Here is a 23649-nt window from a genome sequence, read left to right as displayed (position 1 = left end):
CCCGGCGGGAGCCGTAGCGGGGCATTGTCAGTGGCGTAGGGCAGCATCGGAGATGTGAGAACCGCGCCCACGATCCTGCATCTCGACATGGATGCCTTCTTCGCCTCGGCGGAGCAGGCATCCAAGCCGAGCCTGCGCGGGAAGGCCGTCGTCGTGGGCGGGCTCGGGCCGCGCGGGGTGGTGGCGACCGCGTCGTACGAGGCGCGGGTCTTCGGGGTGAACTCGGCGATGCCCATGGCCCAGGCGCGGCGGCTCGCTCCGAACGCCGCGTATCTCGTGCCGCGCTTCGGGTTCTACCGGTCGATCAGCGAGCAGGTGATGGGGCTGCTGCGGGCGTTGTCGCCGCTGGTGGAGCCGCTCAGCCTGGACGAGGCGTTCGTGGACCTGGAGGCCGGGGGAGCGGCCTGGGACGCGGAGTCGGCGCAGCTGGCCGGGGCGCGGCTGCGGGCCGACATACGGGCGGTCACGGGGCTCACGGGGTCGGTGGGCCTGGCCGCCTCCAAGATGATCGCGAAGATCGCCTCCGAGCGGGCCAAGCCCGACGGGCTGGTGATGATCGAGCCGGGGACCGAGCGGGCGCTGCTGGGGCCGTTGTCGGTGCGCACGCTGCCTGGTGTCGGGCCAGCGACGGGTGATCATCTGCGGCGGGCCGGCATCACCACGGTCGACGAGATCGCCGAGGCGGGCGAGGACGAGCTCGTCCGGCTGGTCGGCAAGGCGCACGGGCACGGGCTGTACGCGATGGCGCTGGCGCACGACGAGCGGCCAGTGGTGGCCGAGCGGGAGACCAAGTCGGTGTCGGTCGAGGACACGTACGACGTGGACATCCATGACCGGATCCGGGTGGGCCTGGAGGTGCAGCGGCTGGCCGACCGGTGTGTACGGCGGCTGCGGGCGGCCGGGCTGTCGGGGCGGACCATCGTGCTGAAGGTGCGGCGGTACGACTTCTCGACGCTGACCCGGTCCGAGACGCTGCGTGGGCCCACCGACGATCCAGGGGTGGTGCGGGAGGCGGCGGCCCGGTTGCTGGACTCCGTGGACACCACGGGTGGGGTACGGCTGCTCGGGGTGGGTGTTTCCGGGCTCGCCGACTACACGCAGGAGGACCTGTTCGCGCAGGCGGCGGGGGAGCCCGACCTTCTTGAGGAGGAGCACACCGAGGAGGACGGGGGCGAGGAGCCCGCAGTGCCCGTGGAGCGGCGCTGGCCCGCCGGGCACGATGTGCGCCACGCCGGGTTCGGGCACGGGTGGGTGCAGGGGAGCGGGCTAGGGCGGGTCACGGTGCGGTTCGAGACGCCTGAGGATGCGGGGCCGGGGCGGGTGCGGACGTTCCGGACCGATGATCCCGAGCTGGAGCCGGCGGAGCCGTTGCCGTTGGTGACCCGGGAGGTGGAGGACTTGGCGCCGATGCCGTGGGCGGCGCGTGGAACCGGCGAACGGTCGGCCGAGCGGCCGGGGTTGGCGGAGCCCGGCCCTGGCGTTCCCCAGGCCGAGGTGCTGCCACCGGACGCGGGGCCTGCCGACGTCTCGCCGACCGTGCCGACACACTCGACGGCGCCGGACCCTCATGCCTCGCCCGCCGTGTCGACAGCCCCGGAGACCCGAAGACCCGGCGAGGAGTCGCGCGTCGAACCGGGTCAGGTGTCGTCCGAGCCCGCCAGCTTGCCGAAGTCGTGGTCCGGGAGGGACGGGGGCGGGCCCACGTCGAGGCCGTAGTGGTGGTAGAGCTGGAGCTCCTGGTCCGGGGAGAGGTGGCGGCCCACTCCGAAGTCGGGGGCGTCCTTGATCAGGGAGCGGTCGAAGGGGATGTGCAGGGTGCCTTCGATCAGTTCGCTGGGCTCCAGGGGGACGAAGGCGTCTCTGGAGAACAGGCCGGTGCGTATGGCCGCCCACTCCGGTTCGCCGGTCGCGTCGTCGAGGTAGACCTCGTCGATCGTGCCGATCTTGGCGCCGGTGCGGTCGAACGCCTTGCGGCCGATCAGGTTGCGCGGATCGATATCGGTCTGCACGGGCCCTCCTCCTGGTCGCAACTCATCCGTAAGCACTACAAAAGAGCACATCGGGGAAGGTGGCCACTCGAAAGCTCGGCTTCAACGCGCGCTGGTAGGCTGGCGAACGGCTGCTGACCCCGTGCGGGAGAGTCCTCCAGACTTCACCGGAGGCGCCGAAGGAGCAAATCCTCCCCGGAATCTCTCAGGCTCACGTACCGCACGGACGAGGTCACTCTGGAAAGCAGGGCGGGTGTCGTCGACGGTGTCGACGGTTCTCGCTCTCACCGACGGTGAAAGCCGGGTGCCCTTCGGGATGCCCGGTGAAGCTCTCAGGTTGAGATGACAGAGGGGGAGGCCGTCCGGGCACCCCACCGCCGTGGTGTCCCCCGAAGGTCGTGTCCGACCAGGAGGCCTCCCAAATGACTGCCCCCCGCATTCCGCTCTCCGAGCTCGAACAGGGCATCCCGTTCGAGCAGCGCCACATCGGGCCCGACCAGGAGGCGCGGGCCAAGATGCTCGCGCAGGTCGGCTACGGCTCGCTCGACGAGCTCACGGCCGCCGCGGTCCCCGATGTGATCAAGAACGCCGACTCCCTCGACCTGCCGGGCGCCCGTACCGAGGCCGAGGTGCTGGCCGAGCTGCGTTCCCTCGCGGACCGCAACGAGGTTCTCGGTTCCATGATCGGGCTCGGGTACTACGGGACCTTCACCCCGCCTGTGATCCTGCGCAACGTCATGGAGAACCCGGCCTGGTACACGGCCTACACGCCGTATCAGCCGGAGATCTCCCAGGGGCGGCTCGAAGCGCTTCTCAATTTCCAGACGATGGTTGCTGATCTGACCGGGCTGCCCACCTCCGGTGCCTCCCTGCTCGACGAGGGGACCGCCGCCGCCGAGGCCGTGGCGCTCTCGCGGCGCATGGGCAAGAACAAGAAGGGGCTCTTCCTGGTCGACGCGGACGCGTTGCCGCAGACCATCGCCGTGATCGAGACCCGCGCCGAGCCGGCCGGTGTCGAGATCGTCGTCGCCGACCTCAGCGAGGGCATCCCGGCCGAGATCGCCGAGCGCGAGATCAACGGCGTGCTCGTGCAGTACCCGGGCGCCTCCGGAGCCGTACGCGACATCAAGCCGCTGATCGAGCAGGCGCACGCGCTCGGCGCGCTCGTCACCGTCGCCGCCGATCTGCTCGCGCTGACGCTGCTGAAGTCGCCGGGTGAGCTGGGCGCGGACATCGCGGTCGGTACGACGCAGCGGTTCGGGGTGCCGATGGGCTTCGGCGGGCCGCACGCCGGATACATGGCCGTGCGCGAGAAGTTCGCGCGCAGCCTGCCCGGGCGGCTCGTGGGCGTGTCCGTGGATGCCGACGGGCACAAGGCCTACCGGCTCGCCCTGCAGACGCGTGAGCAGCACATCCGCCGGGAGAAGGCCACCAGCAACATCTGTACCGCCCAGGTGCTTCTTGCGGTCATGGCCGGGATGTACGCCGTCTACCACGGGCCCGAGGGGCTCAAGGGCATCGCGCGGCGGACGCACCGGTACGCCACGATCCTCGCCGCCGGGCTCGCTGGCGGTGGCGTCGAGGTCGTGCACGGTGGCTACTTCGACACGCTGACTGTGCGGGTTCCGGGGCGGGCCTCCGAGGTTGTCGCCGCCGCCCGCGAGGACGGCGTCAACCTGTACCTCGTGGACGCCGACCAGGTGTCCATTGCCTGTGACGAGACCACCACGCGGGACCAACTGGCCGCCGTATGGACCGCGTTCGGGGTCGACGGGGATGTTGAGACGTTGGACGGGTCCGCCGAGGACACGTTGCCCGCCGGGTTGCTGCGCACCGATGCCTATCTCACGCACCCTGTCTTCCGGGACCACCGTTCCGAGACCGCGATGCTGCGGTATCTGCGGCGGCTCGCCGACCGGGACTACGCGCTCGACCGGGGCATGATTCCGCTCGGCTCCTGCACGATGAAGCTCAACGCGACCACCGAGATGGAGCCGGTCACCTGGCCCGAATTCGGGCAGCTGCACCCCTTCGCGCCGGCCGAGCAGGCGCAGGGATACCTCACGCTCATCCGGGAGTTGGAGGAGCGGCTCGCCGAGGTCACCGGGTACGACAAGGTGTCGTTGCAGCCGAATGCCGGTTCGCAGGGCGAGTTGGCCGGGTTGCTCGCCGTGCGTGGGTACCACCGGGCCAATGGCGATGAGCAGCGGACCGTCTGCCTCATCCCCTCGTCCGCGCATGGGACCAATGCCGCGAGCGCTGTGATGGCCGGGATGAAGGTCGTCGTCGTCAAGACCGCCGAGGACGGTGAGATCGACGTCGAGGATCTGCGGGCGAAGATCGAGCAGTACCGCGACGAGCTGTCGGTGCTGATGATCACGTACCCGTCCACGCACGGTGTGTTCGAGGAGCACGTCGCCGACATCTGCGCGCAGGTGCACGAGGCGGGCGGGCAGGTCTACGTCGACGGGGCCAACCTCAACGCCCTTGTGGGGCTTGCCAAGCCGGGGCACTTCGGTGGGGACGTCTCGCATCTGAATCTGCACAAGACGTTCTGCATTCCGCACGGTGGTGGGGGTCCGGGGGTCGGGCCGGTGGGTGTGCGGGCGCATCTGGCGCCGTATCTGCCGAACCACCCGTTGCAGCCTGCGGCCGGGCCGGAGACGGGAGTTGGGCCGATCTCGGCGGCTCCCTGGGGTTCCGCCGGGATTCTGCCGATCTCTTGGGCGTACGTCCGGCTCATGGGTGGCGAGGGGCTGAAGCGGGCCACGCAGGTGGCTGTGCTCAGCGCGAACTACATCGCCAAGCGGCTCGAACCGCACTACCCCGTGCTCTACACCGGGCCCGGTGGGCTTGTCGCGCACGAGTGCATCATCGATCTGCGGCCGATCAGCAAGGCGACGGGCGTCAGTGTCGACGACATCGCGAAGCGGCTCATCGACTACGGCTTTCACGCGCCGACGATGTCGTTCCCGGTGGCCGGGACGCTGATGATCGAGCCGACCGAGTCCGAGGATCTGATCGAGCTGGATCGGTTCTGCGAGGCGATGATTGCCATTCGTGGGGAGATCGAGAAGGTCGGGGCGGGGGAGTGGCCTGCGGAGGACAACCCGTTGCGGAACGCGCCGCACACCGCTGCCGCGTTGGGTGGGGAGTGGGGGCACGCTTACTCGCGTGAGGAGGCTGTCTTCCCGGCCGGTGTTTCCGTTGCCGATAAGTACTGGCCGCCGGTGCGCAGGATTGACCAGGCGTTTGGGGACCGGAACCTGGTTTGTTCCTGCCCGCCGTTGGATGCGTACGAGGACTGACGTCTTTTGGCTGCTGCGCCGTCGTGGCTGGTCGCGCAGTTCCCCGCGCCCCTATGGGGCGCTGCTGAGCCGTGCTTCTCTAGTTCAGGCCGGATACGCGTGGGTCTGGGTTGCCTTTACCGTTGCCCAGATCGATGCGCCCTGGTGTAGGTCCAGTTCGGCCGCCGCGACCGTCGTTAGGTCGGCGGTCAGGGGGAGTTCGCCGGTCAGGTCCACCCGGATCTGGTCGCCGTGGGATTCCAGGCCCGCTACCTCGCAGTGCCAGAGGTTGCGGGCGCTGGCGCCAACCGGGCGGTCCCGGAAGAGAGTTACCGCGCTCGGTGGGAACGCTACGAACACCTCGCCCTGGAGGTCCTCCGTAGTCGTGATCGTGGGGCCTGTGTCCAGGGTCACCGTGTGGCCGTCTGCCCGGCCCTTGTAGAGGTTGAGGCCCACCAGTTGGGCGATGTAGTCCGTGCGCGGGTGGCGGGCGATGTCCGCGGGGGTGCCCTCCTGGACGATCGTGCCCTGCTCGATCACCACCAGGCGGTCGGCCAACACCATGGCGTCCAGGGGGTCGTGGGTGACCAGCACCGCCACCGCCTCGAACTCGGCCAGGTGGCGGCGGAGTTGGGCCCTTACGTCGAGGCGGGTGCGGGCGTCCAGGGCTGCCAGGGGTTCATCGAGGAGGAGCAGGCGTGGGCGGGTCGCCAACGCCCTTGCCACGGCTACGCGTTGGGCCTGGCCGCCGGAGAGTCTGCGGGGCTTGGCGGCCGCGTGCTCGGCGAGGCCCATGCGGTCCAGCCACTCGGTGGCGATGGCACGGGACTCCGCCTTCGTCGCTCCCTGGCAGCGTGGGCCGAAGCCGACGTTGTCCAGCGCGGTCAGGTGGGGGAACAGGAGGTAGTCCTGGAAGACGACCCCTACCGGGCGGGACTCCGGTGGTGTGCGGTCCAACTCCGTGCCGTCCAGCCGTAGATGACCATCCGTCAGGCGGACCAGGCCGGCCAGGGCGCGGAGTGCTGTGGTCTTGCCGGCGCCGTTCGGGCCCAGCAGGGCTACGACGTCTCCGGGGGCGGCGGTCAGCTCTACGTCCAGGCGGAACGTGCCGCGGTCCACGACGAGGTGGGCGTCGAGGCCCTGGGTGCCGGTGAGTTCGGCGTCGGCGGTGTCGGTCATGAGGGGATCGTCCAACATCGTTGCGGTGGTGTCGTCATGATGCCGTCATCCAGCGGTCCCGTAGGCCCGCCAGGACCGCGATCGACACGGCGAGGAGGACCAGGCTCAGGGCGATGGCCGCTTCCGGGTCGTTCTGGAGGGCCAAGTAGACCGCGAGCGGCATGGTTTGGGTGCGGCCGGGGAAGTTGCCGGCGAAGGTGATCGTCGCGCCGAACTCGCCCAGGGCACGGGCCCAGGCGAGGACCGCGCCCGCCGCGATACCCGGGGCGATCAGGGGGAGCGTGACCCGGCGGAACGCGGTGAAGCGGGAGGCGCCGAGGGTTTGGGCCGCCTCCTCGTAGCGCGGGTCCGCGGCGCGCAGGGTGCCCTCGACGCTGATGACCAGGAACGGCATCGCGACGAAGGCCTCCGCCACTACGACACCCGTTGTCGTGAAGGGGAGCGTGATGCCGAACCAGGAGTCCAGCCACTGGCCTACGACACCGTTGCGGCCGAGGGCGAGGAGCAGTGCCACACCGCCCACCACCGGGGGCAGCACCAGCGGGAGTGTCACCAGGGCGCGGAGGAAGCCGCGGCCGGGGAACTCCGTGCGGGCCAGCACCCAGGCCAGCGGGACGCCCAGGACCAGGCTCACGACCGTCGCCGCGGTCGCGCTGAACAGGGAGAGCTGGAGCGCCTGCCAGACCTCTGTGCTCGTCAGCTGGGACGGGAGGGAACGCCACGGGGCCCGTACCAGCAAGGCGATCAGGGGGAGGAGCAGGAACGCCAGCCCCACCAGTGCGGGGATCAGGAGGGGGAGCGGCACCCCGCGGCCGGTCATCCGGACACGGCGACGCCGCGGACCGCCCTTGAGGGTCTCGGCCGCGGCGTCGGAGGTGTCGGGCTGGGTCACGGCTTGAGGAAGCCCGCCGCGGACAGCACCTTCTGGCCCTCGGTGGACTGCACCAGCGCGATGAACGCCTTGGCGGCGACGGCGTTGGGCGCGTTCTTCAGGAGGACGATCGGGTAGTCGTTGATGGCGTCGGCGGACTCGGGGAACTCCACGCCCTGCACCTTGCTGCCGGCCGCGTGCACATCGGTCTTGTAGACGACCGCGGCGTCGGCCTCCTTCAGCTCCACCTTCGTCAGTGCGCTCTTGACGTCCGCCTCGTACGACACCGGGGTGAGCTTCAACTTGCTTGCGGTGAGCGCCTTTTGGGCCGCCGCGCCGCACGGCACCGTCTTGTCGCAGAGCACGACCTTGAGGCTGGACTTGGTGAGGTCCTTGAGGGAGGTCACCTTGTCGGGGTTGCCCGGCAGGGTGGCGATCTCCAGCTGGTTGCGGACGAACGTGGCCGGTGTGCCGACGCCGTCGCCCTTGTCCGTCACGATCGCCATGGTCTTCGGGCTCGCGGCCGCGAACACGTCGGCCGGGGCGCCGCCGGTGATGCTCGCGGCGAGGGAGTCGCTGCCGCCGAAGCTGAAGGTGACCTTGGTGCCCGGGTTCGCCTTCTCGAACTCCTTGCCCAGGGTCGTGAACGACTCCTGGAGCGAGGCGGCGGCGAAGACGGTGACGGTGCCGGACATCTTCGGGGACGCGGACGCCGAGGAGTTGGACTTCGAGGAGGACGAGTCGTCGCTGGAGGAGCAGGCGCTCAGGGCCAGCAGCGCGGCTGCTCCCGCACCGGCCACCTGCAGGGTCCGGCGGGTCCGACGCGCGGAACGGGTCATCACGGTTCTACTCCTCTGGTCTCTTCATGAAAGGGGCTCATGAAAGGTGTTGTCGCGCCCTGGGACGACCGCAACGGCCGTGCCGCGATGATACTGCCGCATTTGCAAGGCATAAGTCTCCTGTCGCATCGCATGAGCTGCACTGTTCGCTTGTGGGGTGCGCATGTGCGTTTGTACGGGAGTGCCGTCCGGGTACCACATTCCGGGAGGTGATGGCTCGTGACGCTCGCGCAGCTCGACCTGACGGGGGACCTCGCCCGGCCCACCCGGCTGACCGTGCCCGACCTGTCCGGCTGGCCGCTGCACCAGGTCCGGGTCAGCTTCGAGTGCGCCACCAGCGGCACCCAGGTGCACCGCTTCGCAGGCCCTCGTCTCTACGACGTCCTGTCCTCGGCCGGCCCCGGCTTCGACCCCGTCCGCCGCAAGGACCGACTGCGTTTCCTCATCGCGGTCAGCGGTGCGGACGGGCACCACGCGCTGCTGTCCTGGGCCGAGATCGACCCCGACTTCGCTCATGCCCCTGTTCTGCTCGCCGTGAGCATCGATGACACCCCGCTGGACCGTGCGGGACCGCAACTGGTGCTTCCGCAGGACCGTTGCGGGGCTCGGCACATCAGTGGGATCAGGGCGATACGGGTGGACGGGGGGTACGGGATGAGTCATCCAGTGCCCGCCACACCCGGTCTCGGGTCAGCGGAAGTTCGGTGAAGCGGACGCCCGTCGCGTCGCGCAGCGCGTTGGCGAAGGCGGGCGCGACCGGGTTGAAGGGGCTCTCGCTCATCGACTTGGCGCCCAACGGGCCGATGGCGTCCGCCGTTTCCATGAAGTGCACCTCGGTGCGCGGCACGTCCGCGTACTGCGGGAGCCGGTAGCGGCGGAACGCGGCCGTCTCCACGGCACCTTGCCCGTCGATCCGTACGTTCTCGAAGAGCGTCGCGCCGAGCGCTTGGGCGACGCCGCCCTCGACCTGTCCCCGGCACTGCATCGGGTTCATCACCTTGCCCGCGTCGGCCGCGTGCACACTGCGCAGGATGCGGATCTCGCCCGTGTCAGGGTCGACGGCGACCCTGAACCACTGCGCGTTGAAGGCCACCGAGCGGGGCGTCCCGCCGAAGTGCCCGTCGGCGCTGAACTCCACCCCGACCGCCGCACCCGCCGCGTGCAGTTCCTTCAGGGTGAGACGGCCGCCCGGGTGCAGTACGGCTTCCTCGGCCAACGCGCAGTCGGCGCGCGGGAGTTGGAGGTGGGCGGCGGCGAAGTCCAGCAGCTGGTCGGCGAGGGCGCGGGAGGCGCGGAGGGTGGCCTTGCCCGCGACCACCGTGCCCGTGGAGGCGAAGGCGCCCGTGTCGTGCGGTACGACGTCGGTGTCGGACTGGCGGACGGTGATGCGGTCGACGGTGGTGGCGAGTTCACCGGCCGCTATCTGGCGGTGGACCGTGGTCGTGCCGTTGCCGAACTCCGCTGTGCCCACGGCGAGATCGAAGCCGCCGTCGGGGAGGAGGCTCGCTTTCGCGTCGGCGATGTGGCCGCCGGGCGGGCCGGTAGCGATCATTGCCAGAGCCGTGCCCTCGCCCACCAGCCAGCCGTCCGGGGGGAGTTGGGTCACTGGCTCCGTCTGCGCGCGGCGGACGATGGCGAGGCACTGGTCGAGGCCGTAGCTCGCGATGTGCAGGTCCTCCTCCTCGCCGCCGGGGGAGAGCATCGGTTCGCCGGGGCCGATGATGTTCCTCGCCTTGAACTCCAGCGGGTCCAGGTCGAGTTGGCGGGCCAGCTCGTCGAGTGCCGACTCCACGGCGAACATCACCTGGCCGAGGCCGTAGCCCCGGAAGGCGCCCGCCGGGACGGTGTGCGTGTAGACGGAGAAGGCGTCGACCTTTTTGTGCGGGGCGCGGTAGACGGCCATCGACTCGCCGACGCTGTGGAACATGACGGCGGGGCCGTGGTTGCCGTAGGCGCCGGTGTTGGAGACAACTCGTAGTTGGAGTGCGGTGAGTTGGCCGTCGCGGCGGGCGCCTGCCTTCACGTTGATCGTGAAGGGGTGGCGGGTGGTCGCGCCGTAGAACTGTTCGGCGCGGGTGTACTCCAGTTTCACCGGGCGGCGCAGGCGCAGGACCGCGAGGGCGACGATGTCCTCGACGAGCATCTCCTGCTTGCCGCCGAAGCCGCCGCCTACCCGGCCGGCGACGACCCGGACCTGTTCCTCGGGGAGGTCGTAGAGCGCGCAGAGGGCGCGGCGGGTGAGGAACGGGGTCTGTGAACTGGTGCGTACGGTAAGCCTGTTGTCCTCGTCGAACCACGCGACCGCGCCGTGCGTCTCCAGGCTCGCGTGCTGGACGCGCTGGGTGCGGTAGGTGTCCTCGTAGACGGCGTCGGCCTCGGCGAAGCCCGCCTCGACGCTGCCGATCTCGCCGTGTGCCTCGCCGACCACGTTGTTCTGCGGGCGTGAGATGCGGGCCGTGGCGGCGTCCTTGTCGTGGACGACCGGGGCACCGGGACTCATCGCCTCCTCCGGGTCGAGGACCGCCGGCAGGATCTCGTACGTCACCTCGACGCGGCGGCAGCCCTCCTCGGCGGCGGCCTCGCTGTCGGCGACCACGGCGGCGACGCGTTGGCCGATGTAGCGGACGGTGTCGTCGAGGACGCGGGTGTCGTCCGGGTCCTCCGTGGGGTGTTCGTGGCGGGCCGTGGAGAAGTGGCGTTCCGGGGCGTCGTAGTGGGTGAACACGGCCTGGACGCCTGGGACTTGGAGGGCCGCTGTGGTGTCGATCGCGGTGATGCGGGCATGGGCGTGCGGTGAGCGGAGGAGCTTCATGTGGAGCAGGCCGGGGACGTCGATGTCGAAGGTGTAGCGGGCGGTGCCGGTGACCACTTGGGGTCCGGCGGGGGCCGGGAGGTTGCGGCCCACCGCCTCGCCCGCGCCCGGTGCCTCGGCGTGGCAGACGCCTCGTACCGCGTCCTCGATGGCGCGGTAGCCGGTGCAGCGGCAGAGGTTGCCCTTGAACGCCCTGGGGAGGTCGGTGAGTTGGTCCTCGTTCAGGGCGGCCGTCGTCATCAGGAAGCCGGCCGTGCAGAAGCCGCACTGGAAGCCCTGCGCGTCCAGGAACTTCCGTTGTACCGGGTGGAGTTCACCGTCCTCGGCGGCCAACCCCTCGACTGTCGTGACGGATCGGCCGTCGGCGCGGAACGCCGGGTAGAGGCAGCTGTGTACGGGCTCGCCGTCCACGTGGACCGTGCAGGCGCCGCAGTCGCCCGCGTCGCAGCCCTTCTTCACGCCGAACCAGCCGCGTTCGCGGAGGTAGGTGCGCAGACACTGACCCGGGCGGGGTTCCTCGGCGAAGGACCGGCCGTTGACGTCGATCTTCATGCTGCCGTCTCTCCCAACTCCCGGCGGATCTCCTCCGCGTAGTGGAACGTCATGTGCGCCCGCCATTCCGGCAGCCCGTGGATGTCGTCGAACCACTCGTCGTCCGCTACGGCGGAGGCGATCGCGGTGCGCAGTTCCTCGGCCGTCGGGGGCAGCGGGAACCACAGGCGGAACGGGCGGACCGTCGACGCGGTGATCGTGAGCGCGAGTGAGCCGTCGAGCGGGTCCAGGGCGCCGATGACCAGGACTCCGGAGCGGCCGAGGCCGTAGAGGGACGCCTGGCGGAAGGCCGTACGGCAGGTCAGTGCGCGGGCCGGGACCGTGATCGAGCGGAGGAGTTCGCCGTCGGCGAGGTCCTTGCGGCCCGCGCCGGTCACGAAGTCGGCGACGCGGACCCGGCGTCGTAGGCCGTCCTGGGACAGGAGGAGGCACTCGGCGTCCAGGGCGGCCGTCAGGGAGATCATCGGGCCCGCGGGGAGGGCGTTGCAGAGGTTGCCGCCGACCGTCGCCATGTTCCAGATCTTGAAGGAGGCGAGGAAGGCGCGGCAGCACTGCTCGAAGAGCGGGGCCGCCGTGGTCGTCAACTCCTTCGCGAAGCGGGAGAGTTGGGCGATCGTGCAGGTCGCGGCGAGCTCCAGGGAGCCGTCCGGATGGAGCTCGACGGGAGTCCAGCCGGTGCGGCTCAGGTCCACCAGGCGGCGCAGGTGCGGTTGCGGCTCGGAGAAGAGATACGTGCCGCCGCCGAGCCAGGCGTCGCCCGGCCGCCAGGGTGTCGGCTGCCGGGCGTCGAGGATCTCGGCCACCGTGTTCAGGTCCATGACCGCCAGTGAAGCAACGCGGAGGCGGTCGGGACGACTGGTTCACAGCACGGAAACGCCGATGTTCCCGGGCGCGATCCTGGAGGATCGACCAAGAGGCGTTTCGGGCGATTGGTCTTGCACTTACCATGCAATCACTCGCATTCACCTGGCGAATGCGAGATGCGAGGAGCCGGAACCATGCACGTCGAACACCTTCTTCAGGACGAGTCCCTCGGCCTGCGCCTGCTGTGGGCCGAGGACGCCCAGCTGGCCCGGGAGATCAGCGGAGTGACCGTGACCGACCTGGAGGACCCCGCCCGTTTCGTGCGGCGGGACGAGGTCGTGCTGAGTGGGCTCGTGTGGTGGTCGGCCGAGGACGGGCCCGGGCGGGCCGAGCGGTTCGTGTCCGCGTTGCGTGGTGCGGGGGCCGCCGCGCTGCTCGCGGGGGAGGAGACGCACGGTTCGGTGCCGGACGATCTCGTCGAGGCCTGTGTGCGGCACGGGGTGCCGGTGGCCGCCGTACCGGCGCACATCATGTTCCGCGCGATCACCGACACCGTGTACCTCGGTCGGTGGGGCGAGTTGAGCCGTCGGCACACGTTGCCGGAGAACGTGCGGGGGCGGCTGAGTCGGATGGCCGCGCAGGGTGCGGGGCCGGAGGCGATCGTGACGACCGCCTTCGCGCATCTTGAGCGCGCCGTGGCATATGTCCTCACGCCCTCCGGGCGGACGGTCGCGGCGACGCCGGTGGCCTCCGCGATACCGGTGGAGAAGGCGGCCGGACTGCTGGGGGAGGCCGTGCCCGTCGACGCGGACGGGGTCTCGCCGTACGAGCGGTGGCATCTCTACCTTCCCGACCCCGACGACGCGCCGCCGCGCATGGTTCATGAGCTGGCCTCGGTGCTGGGGCGCTGCCAGGAGGCGCGGGTGCGGGCGCGGGCCGAAGAGCGGCAGACGGCCGATGAGTTGGGGGCGTTGCTCGCGGTGCCGGGTGCCGATGGTGCGGCTGTCGTGGCTGCGCTACGGGCTTGTGGGTTGCCAGACGACGGGCCGTACCGGGTGCTTGTCGCGGAGACCGGGGCGCGGCGGGCGGGGCTGGCGGAGGGGGCGTTGGCGGAAGTCGTCGCGCATGTGGGGCAGGGCGCTGTCGGGCGGCTGGCGGACGGTACGGCCTTCGCGGTCGTGGGCGGGGTGGAGGTCGGGGCGTTGCAGGACGTCTGGCCGCTCGTCGCCGCCGCCGAGAACGGTGTGCCGCTCTACGGCGGGACCGGGGCCCCAGTCGACACCGCTCAGGCGCTCAACGGGGCGTTGGCGGAGGCGCGTTACGCGCTCGCCTCGGCGCGGAGCACCGCTGCGGCGGGCGGCTCCGCGCTCACCGATGCCGCGACGCTCACGGGGCTCGACGCGCTGCTCACCGGTGTTCCGGCCGAGGTCCGTACCGCCTACAGCCGGACCGTGCTCGGTGAACTGCGGTCCAACGCCGTGCTGTTGGAGACGCTGGAGACGTTCCTGGCCTGTGACGGTTCCTGGGCGCGGACGGCGGAGGCGCTGCATCTGCACGTCAACTCCGTGCACTACCGCATCGGCCGCATCGAGCACTTCACCGGCCGCGACCTCTCCCGCCTCTACGACCGCCTCGACCTGTGGGCGGCCCTGTTGTGCCGGACGGGCAGCGCCTAACCTGCGCGTCAGGGGAGGTTGGGCATGTTGCTGCGTCAGCTGGAGTATCTCGTCGCGCTCGCCCGTGAACGGCACTTCGCGCGTGCGGCGGCCGCCTGCTATGTCTCGCAGCCCTCGCTGTCGGCCGCGATCCGGCGCCTGGAGCACGAGTTGGACGTGCCGATCGTGCGGCGCGGCAGACGGTACGAGGGGCTGACACCGGAGGGCGAGGTGGTGCTGGCCTGGGCGCACCGCATCCTGGCCGAACGGGACGCTCTGCACCAGGAGTTGTCGGCGCTGCGGGGTGGACTGACCGGCACGCTGAGGCTGGGTGTGGTGCCGACCGCGCTGCCCGCCGCCTCCCTCCTCACCACCCCGTTCTGCCTACGGCATCCCCGGGCCCGGGTCGCCCTGGAGTCGCTGTCGTCCGTCGGCATCACCCAGGGGCTCGCCGAGTTCGAGCTGGACGCGGCGATGACGTACCTGGACGACGACACGCTCCGCAACGTCCGCCGCCTCCCGCTCTACGAGGAGCGGTACGTCCTCCTCACGCCCGTCGACGGGCCACTCGCCGGTGTCTCCAAGGCCAGTTGGGCCCAGGCGGCCACGCTTCCCCTCTGCCTGCTCAACTCGCGGATGCGCAACCGCCGGATCATCGACGAGTGCTTCGCCGCCGAGGGCGCGACGGCCTCCCCGGCGATCGAGTCGGACAGCGTCGCCGGGCTCTACACCCTGCTGCCCGGGGGCCGTTGGTCCAGCGTGATCTCGCATGCGTGGCTGCACATGTTCGACGTACCGGAGGGGATGAGGGTCGTACCGCTGAAAGGGCCCGCGCACGGTCCCCGGGTCGGACTGGTCGTCGCCCGCAGTGAGCCCCGATCGGTGCTGGCGGAGGCGCTGTTGAAGGTGGCCAGGGAGGCGGGTGTGCGGGACGCGCTCGACGAGCTGCTGCACACGTACCTGGGTGGCGGCAGCTGATAGGAGCGGGCTATCTGGACATAGCAACGTTCGCTTTGACCAGGGCGATCGACCCCGAGGATCGTGAAGTGCACCTTCCGACAACGGAGTTGAGGAGCCGCGACATGGCCAAGGTTCTCTGTGTCCTGTACGACGACCCGATCGACGGATACCCGACCTCGTACGCCCGCGACGACCTGCCGGTGATCGACCACTACCCGGGCGGCCAGACCACCCCCACCCCCGAGGCCGTCGACTTCACCCCGGGGCACCTCCTCGGCAGCGTCTCCGGTGAACTCGGCCTGCGCGCCTACCTGGAGGCGGCCGGGCACACCCTTGTCGTCACCTCCGACAAGGACGGCGAGGGCTCGGTCTTCGACCGGGAACTGGTCGACGCCGACATCGTGATCTCGCAGCCGTTCTGGCCCGCGTACCTCACCGCGGAGCGGATCGCCGCCGCCAAGAACCTCAAGCTCGCGGTCACCGCCGGCATCGGTTCCGACCACGTCGACCTCGACTCGGCGATCTCGCACGGCGTGACGGTCGCCGAGGTGACGTACTGCAACAGCATCAGCGTCGCCGAACACGTCGTGATGATGACGCTGTCCCTCGTGCGCAACTACCTGCCGTCCCACCAGGTCGTGCTCGACGGCGGCTGGAACATCGCGGACTGCGTGGCCCGTTCGTACGACCTCGAAGGCATGCACGTCGGGACGGTCGCCGCCGGGCGGATCGGGCTCGCGGTGCTGCGGCGGCTCGCGCCCTTCGACGTCAAGCTGCACTACACCGACCGGCACCGGCTTCCCGAGGACGTGGAGCGGGAGTTGGGGCTCACCTGGCACGAGAGCGCCGAGGACATGGTGCCGCACTGCGACGTGGTCACCATCAACGCGCCGCTGCACCCCGAGACCGAGGGGCTGTTCGGGGACAAGCTGCTCGCGCAGATGAAGCGCGGGGCGTATCTCATCAACACCGCGCGGGCGAAGATCGTGGACCGGGACGCCGTCGACCGGGCCCTGCGCAGTGGGCAGTTGGCGGGGTACGCCGGTGACGTGTGGTTCCCGCAGCCCGCTCCGGCGGACCACCCGTGGCGCACCATGCCGCACCACGGGATGACCCCGCACATCTCCGGTTCCTCGCTGTCGGCGCAGGCGCGGTACGCGGCGGGCACGCGGGAGATCCTGGAGGCGTTCTTCGCGGGGCGGCCGATCCGGGACGAGTATCTGATCGTGGACGGGGGCGCGTTGGCGGGTACCGGTGCGCACTCCTACTCGGTCAACAAGTGACGCGGTGACGGACGGAGGTCACCGCCCGCCTCACACCCGGTCGATGTGCACGTTCGTCGACTTCACGCGGGCGGTGGCCTCCATGCCGACCTCCAGGCCGAGTTCCTCGACGGCCTCGCGGGTCAGCAGGGAGACCAGGCGGTGCGGGCCGGCCTGGATCTCGACCTGGGCGGCGACGTCGCCGAGCTTGATCGCGGTGACGATGCCGGGGAACGCGTTGCGCACCGAGGTGTAGGAGGGGTCCTCCTCGACACCGCCCGCCTTCGCCAACTCGACCGAGAACGCGGCGAGATCGACCCCGTCGATGAGGCGACGGCCGCCCTCGTCGCGGTGGGTCGTCACCCGGCCCGCGTCCGCCCACCGGCGCGCGGTGTCCGGGCTCACGCCGAGCAGCCGCGCCGCCTGGCCGATTGTGTAGGACTGCATAGGCGTCACCCTAGGGCCAGAAACGCAAGGCGGTGGACGGGGGGTTGGCTCTGGGGTATAACGCGATATAGCGTCAGGGCGTCGATCGGGGTGAGGGTATGTCGGGTGAGCTGACGGGCACGACCGGGTTGCGGGCCTCGCATGCGGACCGGGACCGCGTCGTGGACGTGCTGACCGGCGCGGCCGGCGACGGCAGGCTGACCGCCGAGGAGCTCGACGAGCGCGTCGAGGCGGCCCTGACCGCCCGCACGCTGGGGGAGCTGGCGATCCTGACGGCCGACCTGCCGGTGGTGGCGGGCGCGACCCCGGTCGAGGTGAAGGACGTCGCCCGCATCGAGCAGAACGGCGGCTCCACGCGGCGCGGTGACGGCTGGGTGGTGCCGCGCAGGCTGGAGATCCAGTCGCGCCTGGGCGATGTGACCCTCGACTTCACCCAGGCGGTGATCACCCAGCCGACGCTCCGCATCGACCTCGACATGCACCTCGGTGCGCTACGGCTGCTGTTGCCGCCGGGCATCGTGGTGGACACCGACTCCCTGGTGCTCAACTACGCCAAGCTCAAGACACGCGGGCCCGGTGACACGGGGGCTCCGGCCGAGCTGCGGATAGAGATCGCCGGGCAACTGGGCTTCGGCAAGGTCCTGATCCGCCGGACGCGGCGCGCGGTCAGGAAATCCCCGACGCCCTGAGGACCGACCGGGCGGTCTCGTCGTCTATCAGATGGCCCAGGTGACGCCGGACGTCGGTGCCCTGGCGCAGTGTGCCGCGTTCCATGGAGCGCCGCATGCCCGTGTCCAGCTCGTGCCAGAGCAGGGGGTTGGCGACCAGGACACGGGGGTCCAGTTCGAGCCATTGTCCGTACGTGTCCCGCAGGAGCAGGCGTGCGGAGACGTCGCCGTACTGCCGTACGACGGTCAGCGCGTCGGTGTGCACCGTGCGCCGCAGCAGCGGGCTGTCCACGGTGAGCCAGCCGGGGCCCGCGGTGACGCGGTGCGGCAGCAGGACGACGAACAGCGTCGCCGACAGGGCGAACCACAGCAGGGCCCGGATCAGGGTGAGGGTTCCGGCTTCCCCGTCGACCACCAGGGTCATGACGAGGAAGCCGAGCGCGCAGCCCGTCGCCAGCCGGGCGTCGCCACGCCAGTGGCGGTCGCCGGCCGGGTCCGGTGGGAGGGTGCTGCGCCGCATGAGGCCGACGGTAGGCCGAGGACGGCGCGCCGCGGGGGCCGCTGACGGGGCTCTTACACACCGGCGCCGGATTTTGTCGTGCCTCTTACGGTGAGGCCGGCTCGGGCGGTCCCGAACGGTCGCCGGTGTGCATACGCGGGCGCGGTGTGCCGGTCAGCCCGTGTGTACGCGCGGCCGCCGGTTGCGGTCCGGCTCCGCCTCGCGCAGGACCTCTCGGGTGACCGGGGCCACCTCGCCCTGGCCGAAGAGGAAGAAGCGGAGGAAGTTGGCGAAGGGGTTGCCCTCGGTCCACTCGAAGTACATGTGCGGGATGCGGCCCGTCGAGTCGCGGACGTGGAGCATCAGCGCGGCCAGGGCGTTCGGGACGGAGGACGACTCCAGGGTCAGGACGCGGTAGCGGCCGTGCAGCACCTCGCCCCGCACCGTCAGACCCGCCTCGAACTCGGAGGCGTCGAGGACCGTCACCTCGACGAAGACGAAGTCCTCGCCGGGGATGTCGTTGTCGTTGCGGATCTGCTCGATCTTGTCCCGGTACTCGGCCTTGTCACGGCGGTCGGGCTCGTTGGCGACGAAGCGGATCTTCCGGCTGGCCATGTCACGGATGAATCGTTCCGCCATGGAGTCCAACTGCACGCTCGTCACACGGAGTTCGAAGGCGCGGGCCAGCCGGGACAGCAGGGAGACCAGGATGATGCCGGCGATGAAGCAGGCGCCGATCTTCACGCCGTCGGGGCGTTCGATGACGTTCACGACGGTGACGTAGAGGAGGACCGCGGAGACGATGCCGAAGACGACGGTCCAGTTGCGCTGCTGGGCGCGGCGGGCCGCGATGGTGACCGCGATCGCGGCGGAGGACATCAGGACCAGGACGCCGGTGGCGTAGGCGCCGCCCTGGGCGTCGACGCTGGCGTCGAAGATCCAGGTGACCAGGAACGCGACCAGCGTGAAGACGATCACCATCGGGCGGACCGCGCGGGCCCAGTGCGGGGCCATGCCGTAGCGGGGGAGGTAGCGCGGCATCAGGTTGAGGAGGCCGGCCATCGCGGAGGCGCCGGCGAACCACAGGATGGCGATGGTCGAGAGGTCGTAGACCGTGCCGAAGGCGTTGCCCAGGTACTCGTGCGCGAGGTAGGCGAGCGCGCGGCCGTTGGCCTGGCCGCCCGCCTTGAACTCCTTCTCCGGGATGAGCACCGTGGTGATGAAGCTGGTGGCGATCAGGAACACGCTCATGATGAGCGCGGCGGTCGTCAGCAGCTTCTTCGTGTCGCGGATACGGCCCTTGGGGTTGTCGTGGGTGTCGTCCGGGTCGCCCTCGACGTGCGGCATGACGGCGACGCCGGTCTCGAAGCCGGAGAGGCCGAGCGCGAGCTTGGGGAAGACCAGCAGGGAGACGCCGATCATCGCGAAGACGTTGCCGTGCTCGGTGGTCAGCGCGCTGCTCCAGTCGGTGACCACGTGTCCGTGGGTGACCACGTGCCACATGCCGACGATCACGACGACGACGTTGAGGCTGAGATAGGCCGCGACGAGGTACACGGCGACGCCGATCGCCTCCAGGAACCCCTTGAGGAACACCGCGCCGAGCAGGGCGACCAGGATCAGTGTGATCAGCATCTGCTTGTCGTGCAGCATGCTCGTCAGGTGCGGGTTCTCCACCAGGTGGGTGGAGGCGTCCGCCGCCGACAGGGTGATCGTGATCAGGAAGTCCGTCGCCGCGAACCCGAGCAGGGTCAGGACGAACAGCTTGCCCTTCCAGAACGACAGCAGGCGCTCCAGCATCGCGATGGAGCCCTCGCCGTGCGGGCTCTCCTCGGCGACGCGTCGGTACACGGGGAGGGCGCCGGCCAGGGTGACGATCACGAGGACGATCGTCGCGACGGGGGAGAGCAGGCCGGCGGCGAGGGCCGCGATGCCGGGCTGGTAGCCGAGGGTGGAGAAGTAGTCGACGCCGGTCAGGCACATCACCCGCCACCAGCGTTGGCCCTGGTGGACGTGCTGCTGGGGTTCCGGTGCGGTCTGCGCGACCTGGTGGCTGCCCTTGCCCATGTCGGCCAGGCCCTCCAGCATCCAGGCGCGCATACGACTGGGAGGGTGTTCGGTCGTGGCCATCGGCGTGCTCCTGGAGTGCGGGTCAGCGTGTGGTCTCTGGCCATCACGCGGACGGCGGCACCAGCGTAAGCGGAGAGTGACGCGTGGGCCCATGGATGTGGGGGCTGTGGGCGTCAATCTTGCGTTAAGACTGGACGGGTCGGTGGTGGGGGCGCATCAGGAAAGGGGGGATGCGGCTGGTTGGGGGTGCGTTGGGCTGTATGGGGGGTGGGGTGGGGTGGGCGGGGGTGGTGGATACCCAGCGTTACGGGGGTGGGGGCTTGGGGGTGGGTGGTGTTTCGGCGCCTTGGAGCTCGGGGGGTTCTGGTGTGTGGCGGGTGCGGGGGCGTTGGGGCTGGTCGCGCAGTTCCCCGCGCCCCTAGGGGGTGCCGGTGGAGCGGGGTTGGATGTGGGGGGTGTCTGCGCTCGTGCCGAACGTCCCTGGCTGGTGAGGCAGTTGCGGCTCCGTCAAGGGGCCGTCAATCCCGGGCGGGGGTGCGTCAGGGCTTCGTCAACGCGCGTCGTTGCCGGTCTGGTCCGGTTCCAGACTGGCGGACGTGGGGGACGGGCAGGGGGAGGCGCCATGACGATCACGGCCGGTACGGCGCGGAGGCCCGAGAGACCGGCGCCCTCGCCGGCGTCGGTGCGACCGGCGGTCGGTCCGGCCGGGGGGAGCCGCGGTCCGACCCCGACAGCGAAGAGACCCCGGCGGCGCTACTGGGCCGGCGTGCCCGCCCGGCTGCGTCTCCTGCGGGCGGTCACGGTTCTGCTCGTCACCGGCCTCGCCCTGCTTCTCACGCTGGCCGGGCTCTCCGCCTCCGGCACCTGGAACGCCGTGGCCGGGCGCGACGCACCCCGTACCACCAGCGCCGCCGACCTCGAACTCGCCCTCAACGACATGGACGCCCAGGTCGCCAACCTCCTGCTCGCCAACGGGGACGCGGGCAAGGGGCGGCTGCGGACGCCGTACGAGAAGGCGGTCGGGTTCTACGGCGATGCCAGGGACGAGATCGGGCACGATCTGCGCACCCTGGCCGTCGCCGCCCAGGGGGACCGGGGCGACGAGAGGACCGTGGAGTCCCTCACCGACTCCTTCGCCGAGTATCAGGAACTCGTGGGGCGGGCCCTGGAGAACGACCGTCGTGCCGGGGGCCGGGCGGACGCCCTGGCCGACTATCGCCGGGCCACCGATCTGGCTCAGGGGCAACTGCTGCCCGAGGCACGGGACTTGGTGTCGTCCAACAACGCTGTGTTCAACTCCGAGTACGTGAGCGCCAGTTCCGCGCTCTCTGCCCAGCTCTTCGCCGTGGTCGCGCTCGGCGTGCTCCTGCTTGTCGTGCTCGGGTCGCTTCAGTGGTATCTGTCCCGGCGGTTCCAACGGACCCTGAACGCAAGCCTGTTGGCCGCCTCCGTCTGCGCCCTCCTCGCTGTTGTCCTCGGTGCTCAACTGCTCTCCGCCGCCCGGGAGGATCTGCACGGCGCCCGTCGTGACGCCTTCGACTCCGTCGTCGCGCTCTCCCGGGCCCGCGCGATCGCCTACGACGCCAACGCCGACGAGAGCCGGTACCTCCTCGACCCGCGGCGCCGCGAGCAGTACGCGCGGGCCTTCCTCGCCAAGTCCCAGGAGTTGTACGGGGTGGAGGGTGCGAGCCTCGGTACCTACGACTCTCAACTCGCCGCCACCTGGCGGGAGTACCGGGCCGACCATCAAGTCCTGCGCTTCACCGGTGAGTTCCGGCGCGAGCTCGACAACATCACCTTCGCCGGGGAGCGGAGCGCGGCGGAGAGGACCGTCGAGACGTACGCCGTCTACCAGCGCGACGACCGGACCATCCGCAGGCTGCTCGCGGAGGGGGACGAGTCCGGTGCCGTGGAGTTCTGCATGGGCTGGGAACGGGGTACCTCCAACGCCCACTTCGAGGCCTGGATGGGTGCGTTGGGCGACGTCACCGCCATCAACCAGCGGCACTTCGACCGGTTCGTCGACGCCGGGCGCTCGGACGTCGGCGAGCTGCTGCCCTCGGCGCTCGGAGCCCTCCTCGCGGCGGCCGCGCTCACCGTCCTCGGGCTGCGGGCGCGGTTCGCCGAGTTCCGGTGAGCGGTCAGGCGTCCGCCAGCCTCGCCTCCTCCAGGTCCAAGGAGCGCTGGAGGCGCCTGCGGGTGGTGTCGCTGATGGCGTGGTCGTCGTAGAGGCGCTGCAGTTCCACCGTCTCCACGGCGATCAGGTCGCGGCGGAGTTGGCGGTAGACCAGGTCGGCCGATTCGGCGTGCGCCGCTTGGCCGTTGTTGTCGGAGAGGCGGTCGCGGGCGTCGTCGAGGCGGGCGTTGAGGCCGCGGCGGAGGCGGTCGAGGACCACGTCCGGGACCGCTTCCAGCTCGGCCAGTTCGTCCAGGCGGCGGATGCCCGCGTCGGCCAACCGGCAGCGGGCGGAGGCCTCTTCGCGTTCCGTGTGGTCGGGTTCCAGGGCGATTCCGGAGCGGCGGACGACCGGCGCGAGGGTGAAGCCCTGGACGACGAGGGTGACGACCACGACCGACGTGGTGAGGACCAGGACCAGGGGGCGGTCGGGCAGGGTGGCGCCGCTCTTCGTGACCTCCGGGATCGACAGGGCCGCCGCCAGCGGGAGGACGCCCCGGGTGCCCGCCCAGGTCAGGACCATCGGTACCCGCCAATTCACCCTGTGCACCCCGCCCTTGCGCTGCACCACCGCCGACAGCGGCGCCAGCCACAGCAGTCGTACGGCGATCAGGGTGCCCGCCACCGCGAGCGCGTACAGGGGCCACGCGCGGTCGCCGTCGGACAGTGCCCGTACCTGGGCCGGTAGCGCGAGGCCGATCAGGGAGAACACCACGCTCTCCAGGAGGAACACCACCGTGCCGTAGACGGCGTGCAGTTGGAGCCGTATGCGGGCGTTGGTGAGGCGGTCGCCGCGGCCTCCGAGGACAACTCCGGCCACCACGACCGACGTTACGCCGGAGGTGTGCGCGCCCTCCGCGAGGACGTAGGCCGCGTACGGCGTGACGAGGGAGATCACCGTCTCCAGGACCGGGTCCTCGGTGCGCCGCCGGATCAGGGTGACGACGTACGCCACGGCCGCTCCGATGACCGTGCCGCCGCCCGCGAGGACGACGAACTCCCCGCCCGCCGCACCCCAGTTGGCCGCCGCCGAGGTCACGGCGACGGTGACCGCGACCCGGAACAGGACCAGTGAGGTCGCGTCGTTGAACAGGGACTCCGCCTGGACGAGCATCTGGATCCGGGGCGGCAGCGCGAGGCGGCGGCCCAGTGCGGTGACGGCGACCGGGTCGGTGCTGGCCAGGACCGCGCCGAGCACGAACGCCATCTGCCAGGACAGCGGGGTCACCATCGAAGCCACCCAGCCCACAGCCGCAGCCGACGCGAGGACCAGGCCGATCGCGAGGATTCCGACCGGCTTCCACACCGCCTTCAGCTCACGCCACGACATGTCCTCGGCGCTGGCGTACAGGAGCGGCGGCAGGACGACCAGGCCGATCACGTCCGGGCTGATCTCGATCGACGGGGTGCCCGGCAGCAGGGCCACGGCGAGACCGGCGACCACGAGGAGGGAGGGTGCGGGGATCCGCCAGCGGCGGGCGAACGTCGCGACCAGCGTCGCCAGTACCACGAGTGCCAGAACCGTACCGACGCCGCGCATGCCGTCCCCTTGTGGTCTTGGACGAGCCCATGCGGACTCC

The 23649-nt window shown here is 70.6% G+C and carries 18 protein-coding genes and 1 riboswitch; of the genes, 8 read left to right on the top strand and 10 right to left on the bottom strand.

Annotated elements, in window-relative coordinates; genetic code table 11:
- The first annotated feature begins 54 nt into the window (after positions 1–54).
- Positions 55–1716: a DNA polymerase IV gene (locus R2B38_RS04510; protein ID WP_318015069.1), complete on the top strand. Its 1662-nt coding sequence runs from the start codon at positions 55–57 to the stop codon at positions 1714–1716.
- Here the strand turns inward: R2B38_RS04510 and R2B38_RS04505 are convergent.
- Entirely contained in the window at positions 1638–2009 is a 372-nt protein-coding gene (locus tag R2B38_RS04505; protein WP_318015068.1) for a PRC-barrel domain-containing protein, read from the bottom strand. The two genes, R2B38_RS04510 and R2B38_RS04505, sit on opposite strands and share 79 nt — an antisense overlap.
- Positions 2010–2123: 114 nt before the next feature.
- A riboswitch (glycine riboswitch) is annotated at positions 2124–2219 on the top strand.
- A 191-nt stretch (positions 2220–2410) separates the two neighbouring features.
- Here R2B38_RS04505 and gcvP point away from each other — a divergent pair.
- On the top strand, positions 2411–5296 hold the full coding sequence (gcvP, locus tag R2B38_RS04500; RefSeq protein ID WP_318015067.1) for an aminomethyl-transferring glycine dehydrogenase: 2886 nt from the start codon (positions 2411–2413) through the stop codon (positions 5294–5296).
- An 84-nt stretch (positions 5297–5380) separates the two neighbouring features.
- Here the strand turns inward: gcvP and R2B38_RS04495 are convergent, their stop codons facing one another.
- The 3 genes from R2B38_RS04495 to modA are packed head-to-tail and all read right to left on the bottom strand — an operon-like array spanning position 5381 to position 8164.
- Entirely contained in the window at positions 5381–6454 is a 1074-nt protein-coding gene (locus tag R2B38_RS04495) for an ABC transporter ATP-binding protein (protein WP_318015066.1), read from the bottom strand.
- A 34-nt stretch (positions 6455–6488) separates the two neighbouring features.
- The gene (gene modB, locus R2B38_RS04490; RefSeq protein WP_318015065.1) at positions 6489–7346 is read right to left on the bottom strand and encodes a molybdate ABC transporter permease subunit; all 858 of its coding nucleotides are present in this window, start codon (positions 7344–7346) and stop codon (positions 6489–6491) included.
- Entirely contained in the window at positions 7343–8164 is an 822-nt protein-coding gene (gene modA, locus R2B38_RS04485) for a molybdate ABC transporter substrate-binding protein (RefSeq protein WP_318015064.1), read from the bottom strand. Before modA ends, modB begins: the two co-directional genes overlap by 4 nt.
- A 219-nt stretch (positions 8165–8383) precedes the next feature.
- Between modA and R2B38_RS04480 the strand changes: the two genes are divergently transcribed.
- On the top strand, positions 8384–8872 hold the full coding sequence (locus R2B38_RS04480; RefSeq protein WP_318015063.1) for a molybdopterin-dependent oxidoreductase: 489 nt from the start codon (positions 8384–8386) through the stop codon (positions 8870–8872).
- Here the strand turns inward: R2B38_RS04480 and R2B38_RS04475 are convergent.
- Positions 8787–11528, bottom strand: a complete 2742-nt coding sequence (locus R2B38_RS04475) for a molybdopterin-dependent oxidoreductase (RefSeq protein WP_318015062.1) — start codon at positions 11526–11528, stop codon at positions 8787–8789. The two genes, R2B38_RS04480 and R2B38_RS04475, sit on opposite strands and share 86 nt — an antisense overlap.
- Positions 11525–12346, bottom strand: coding sequence for an FAD binding domain-containing protein (locus R2B38_RS04470; RefSeq protein ID WP_318015061.1), 822 nt, complete (start codon positions 12344–12346; stop codon positions 11525–11527). Before R2B38_RS04470 ends, R2B38_RS04475 begins: the two co-directional genes overlap by 4 nt.
- Positions 12347–12526: 180 nt before the next feature.
- Here R2B38_RS04470 and R2B38_RS04465 point away from each other — a divergent pair, with 180 nt between their 5' ends.
- From R2B38_RS04465 to R2B38_RS04455, 3 genes are all read left to right on the top strand, one after another.
- Positions 12527–14008, top strand: coding sequence for a helix-turn-helix domain-containing protein (locus R2B38_RS04465; protein WP_318015060.1), 1482 nt, complete (start codon positions 12527–12529; stop codon positions 14006–14008).
- Between the two features lie 24 nt (positions 14009–14032).
- A complete protein-coding gene (locus tag R2B38_RS04460; RefSeq protein ID WP_318015059.1) occupies positions 14033–14965 on the top strand; it encodes a LysR family transcriptional regulator in 933 nt (310 codons plus the stop codon).
- A 104-nt stretch (positions 14966–15069) separates the two neighbouring features.
- Positions 15070–16230 (top strand): NAD-dependent formate dehydrogenase, encoded by a 1161-nt coding sequence (locus tag R2B38_RS04455; protein WP_318015058.1) that lies wholly within the window; start codon positions 15070–15072, stop codon positions 16228–16230.
- A 30-nt stretch (positions 16231–16260) separates the two neighbouring features.
- Here the strand turns inward: R2B38_RS04455 and R2B38_RS04450 are convergent, their stop codons facing one another.
- Positions 16261–16656 carry a molybdopterin-binding protein gene (locus R2B38_RS04450; protein WP_318015057.1) on the bottom strand — a complete coding sequence of 132 codons (396 nt, stop codon included), beginning with the start codon at positions 16654–16656 and terminating at the stop codon, positions 16261–16263.
- A gap of 98 nt (positions 16657–16754) precedes the next feature.
- On the opposite strand from R2B38_RS04450, the gene R2B38_RS04445 reads away from it, so the two are divergent.
- Positions 16755–17345, top strand: coding sequence for a DUF1707 domain-containing protein (locus R2B38_RS04445; protein ID WP_318015056.1), 591 nt, complete (start codon positions 16755–16757; stop codon positions 17343–17345).
- Here R2B38_RS04445 and R2B38_RS04440 read toward each other — a convergent pair.
- Positions 17323–17844, bottom strand: coding sequence for a hypothetical protein (locus tag R2B38_RS04440; protein ID WP_318015055.1), 522 nt, complete (start codon positions 17842–17844; stop codon positions 17323–17325). The two genes, R2B38_RS04445 and R2B38_RS04440, sit on opposite strands and share 23 nt — an antisense overlap.
- 153 nt (positions 17845–17997) lie before the next feature.
- Positions 17998–19953: an amino acid transporter gene (locus tag R2B38_RS04435; protein ID WP_318015054.1), complete on the bottom strand. Its 1956-nt coding sequence runs from the start codon at positions 19951–19953 to the stop codon at positions 17998–18000.
- A 706-nt stretch (positions 19954–20659) separates the two neighbouring features.
- On the opposite strand from R2B38_RS04435, the gene R2B38_RS04430 reads away from it, so the two are divergent.
- Positions 20660–22030 (top strand): hypothetical protein, encoded by a 1371-nt coding sequence (locus tag R2B38_RS04430; RefSeq protein WP_318015053.1) that lies wholly within the window; start codon positions 20660–20662, stop codon positions 22028–22030.
- Positions 22031–22034: 4 nt separating this feature from the next.
- On the opposite strand, the gene R2B38_RS04425 is transcribed toward R2B38_RS04430, so the two are convergent.
- Positions 22035–23609 (bottom strand): Na+/H+ antiporter, encoded by a 1575-nt coding sequence (locus R2B38_RS04425; protein ID WP_318015052.1) that lies wholly within the window; start codon positions 23607–23609, stop codon positions 22035–22037.
- Positions 23610–23649 lie beyond the last annotated feature (40 nt).

The organism is Streptomyces sp. N50 (genome assembly GCF_033335955.1).
Classification (GTDB): domain Bacteria; phylum Actinomycetota; class Actinomycetes; order Streptomycetales; family Streptomycetaceae; genus Streptomyces.
Note: the sequence above shows the minus strand (reverse complement) of the source record. Positions and strands in the feature narration are given on the sequence as shown.

Bases quoted from the DNA above. Each gene is read 5' to 3' on its own strand.
- gcvP (WP_318015067.1), top strand. From the start codon at position 2,411: ATGACTGCCCCCCGCATTCCGCTCTCCGAGCTCGAACAGGGCATCCCG.
- R2B38_RS04495 (WP_318015066.1), bottom strand. From the start codon at position 6,454: ATGACCGACACCGCCGACGCCGAACTCACCGGCACCCAGGGCCTCGAC.
- modA (WP_318015064.1), bottom strand. From the start codon at position 8,164: ATGACCCGTTCCGCGCGTCGGACCCGCCGGACCCTGCAGGTGGCCGGT.
- R2B38_RS04475 (WP_318015062.1), bottom strand. From the start codon at position 11,528: ATGAAGATCGACGTCAACGGCCGGTCCTTCGCCGAGGAACCCCGCCCG.
- R2B38_RS04470 (WP_318015061.1), bottom strand. From the start codon at position 12,346: ATGGACCTGAACACGGTGGCCGAGATCCTCGACGCCCGGCAGCCGACA.
- R2B38_RS04465 (WP_318015060.1), top strand. From the start codon at position 12,527: ATGCACGTCGAACACCTTCTTCAGGACGAGTCCCTCGGCCTGCGCCTG.
- R2B38_RS04460 (WP_318015059.1), top strand. From the start codon at position 14,033: ATGTTGCTGCGTCAGCTGGAGTATCTCGTCGCGCTCGCCCGTGAACGG.
- R2B38_RS04455 (WP_318015058.1), top strand. From the start codon at position 15,070: ATGGCCAAGGTTCTCTGTGTCCTGTACGACGACCCGATCGACGGATAC.
- R2B38_RS04450 (WP_318015057.1), bottom strand. From the start codon at position 16,656: ATGCAGTCCTACACAATCGGCCAGGCGGCGCGGCTGCTCGGCGTGAGC.
- R2B38_RS04445 (WP_318015056.1), top strand. From the start codon at position 16,755: ATGTCGGGTGAGCTGACGGGCACGACCGGGTTGCGGGCCTCGCATGCG.
- R2B38_RS04440 (WP_318015055.1), bottom strand. From the start codon at position 17,844: ATGCGGCGCAGCACCCTCCCACCGGACCCGGCCGGCGACCGCCACTGG.
- R2B38_RS04435 (WP_318015054.1), bottom strand. From the start codon at position 19,953: ATGGCCACGACCGAACACCCTCCCAGTCGTATGCGCGCCTGGATGCTG.
- R2B38_RS04425 (WP_318015052.1), bottom strand. From the start codon at position 23,609: ATGCGCGGCGTCGGTACGGTTCTGGCACTCGTGGTACTGGCGACGCTG.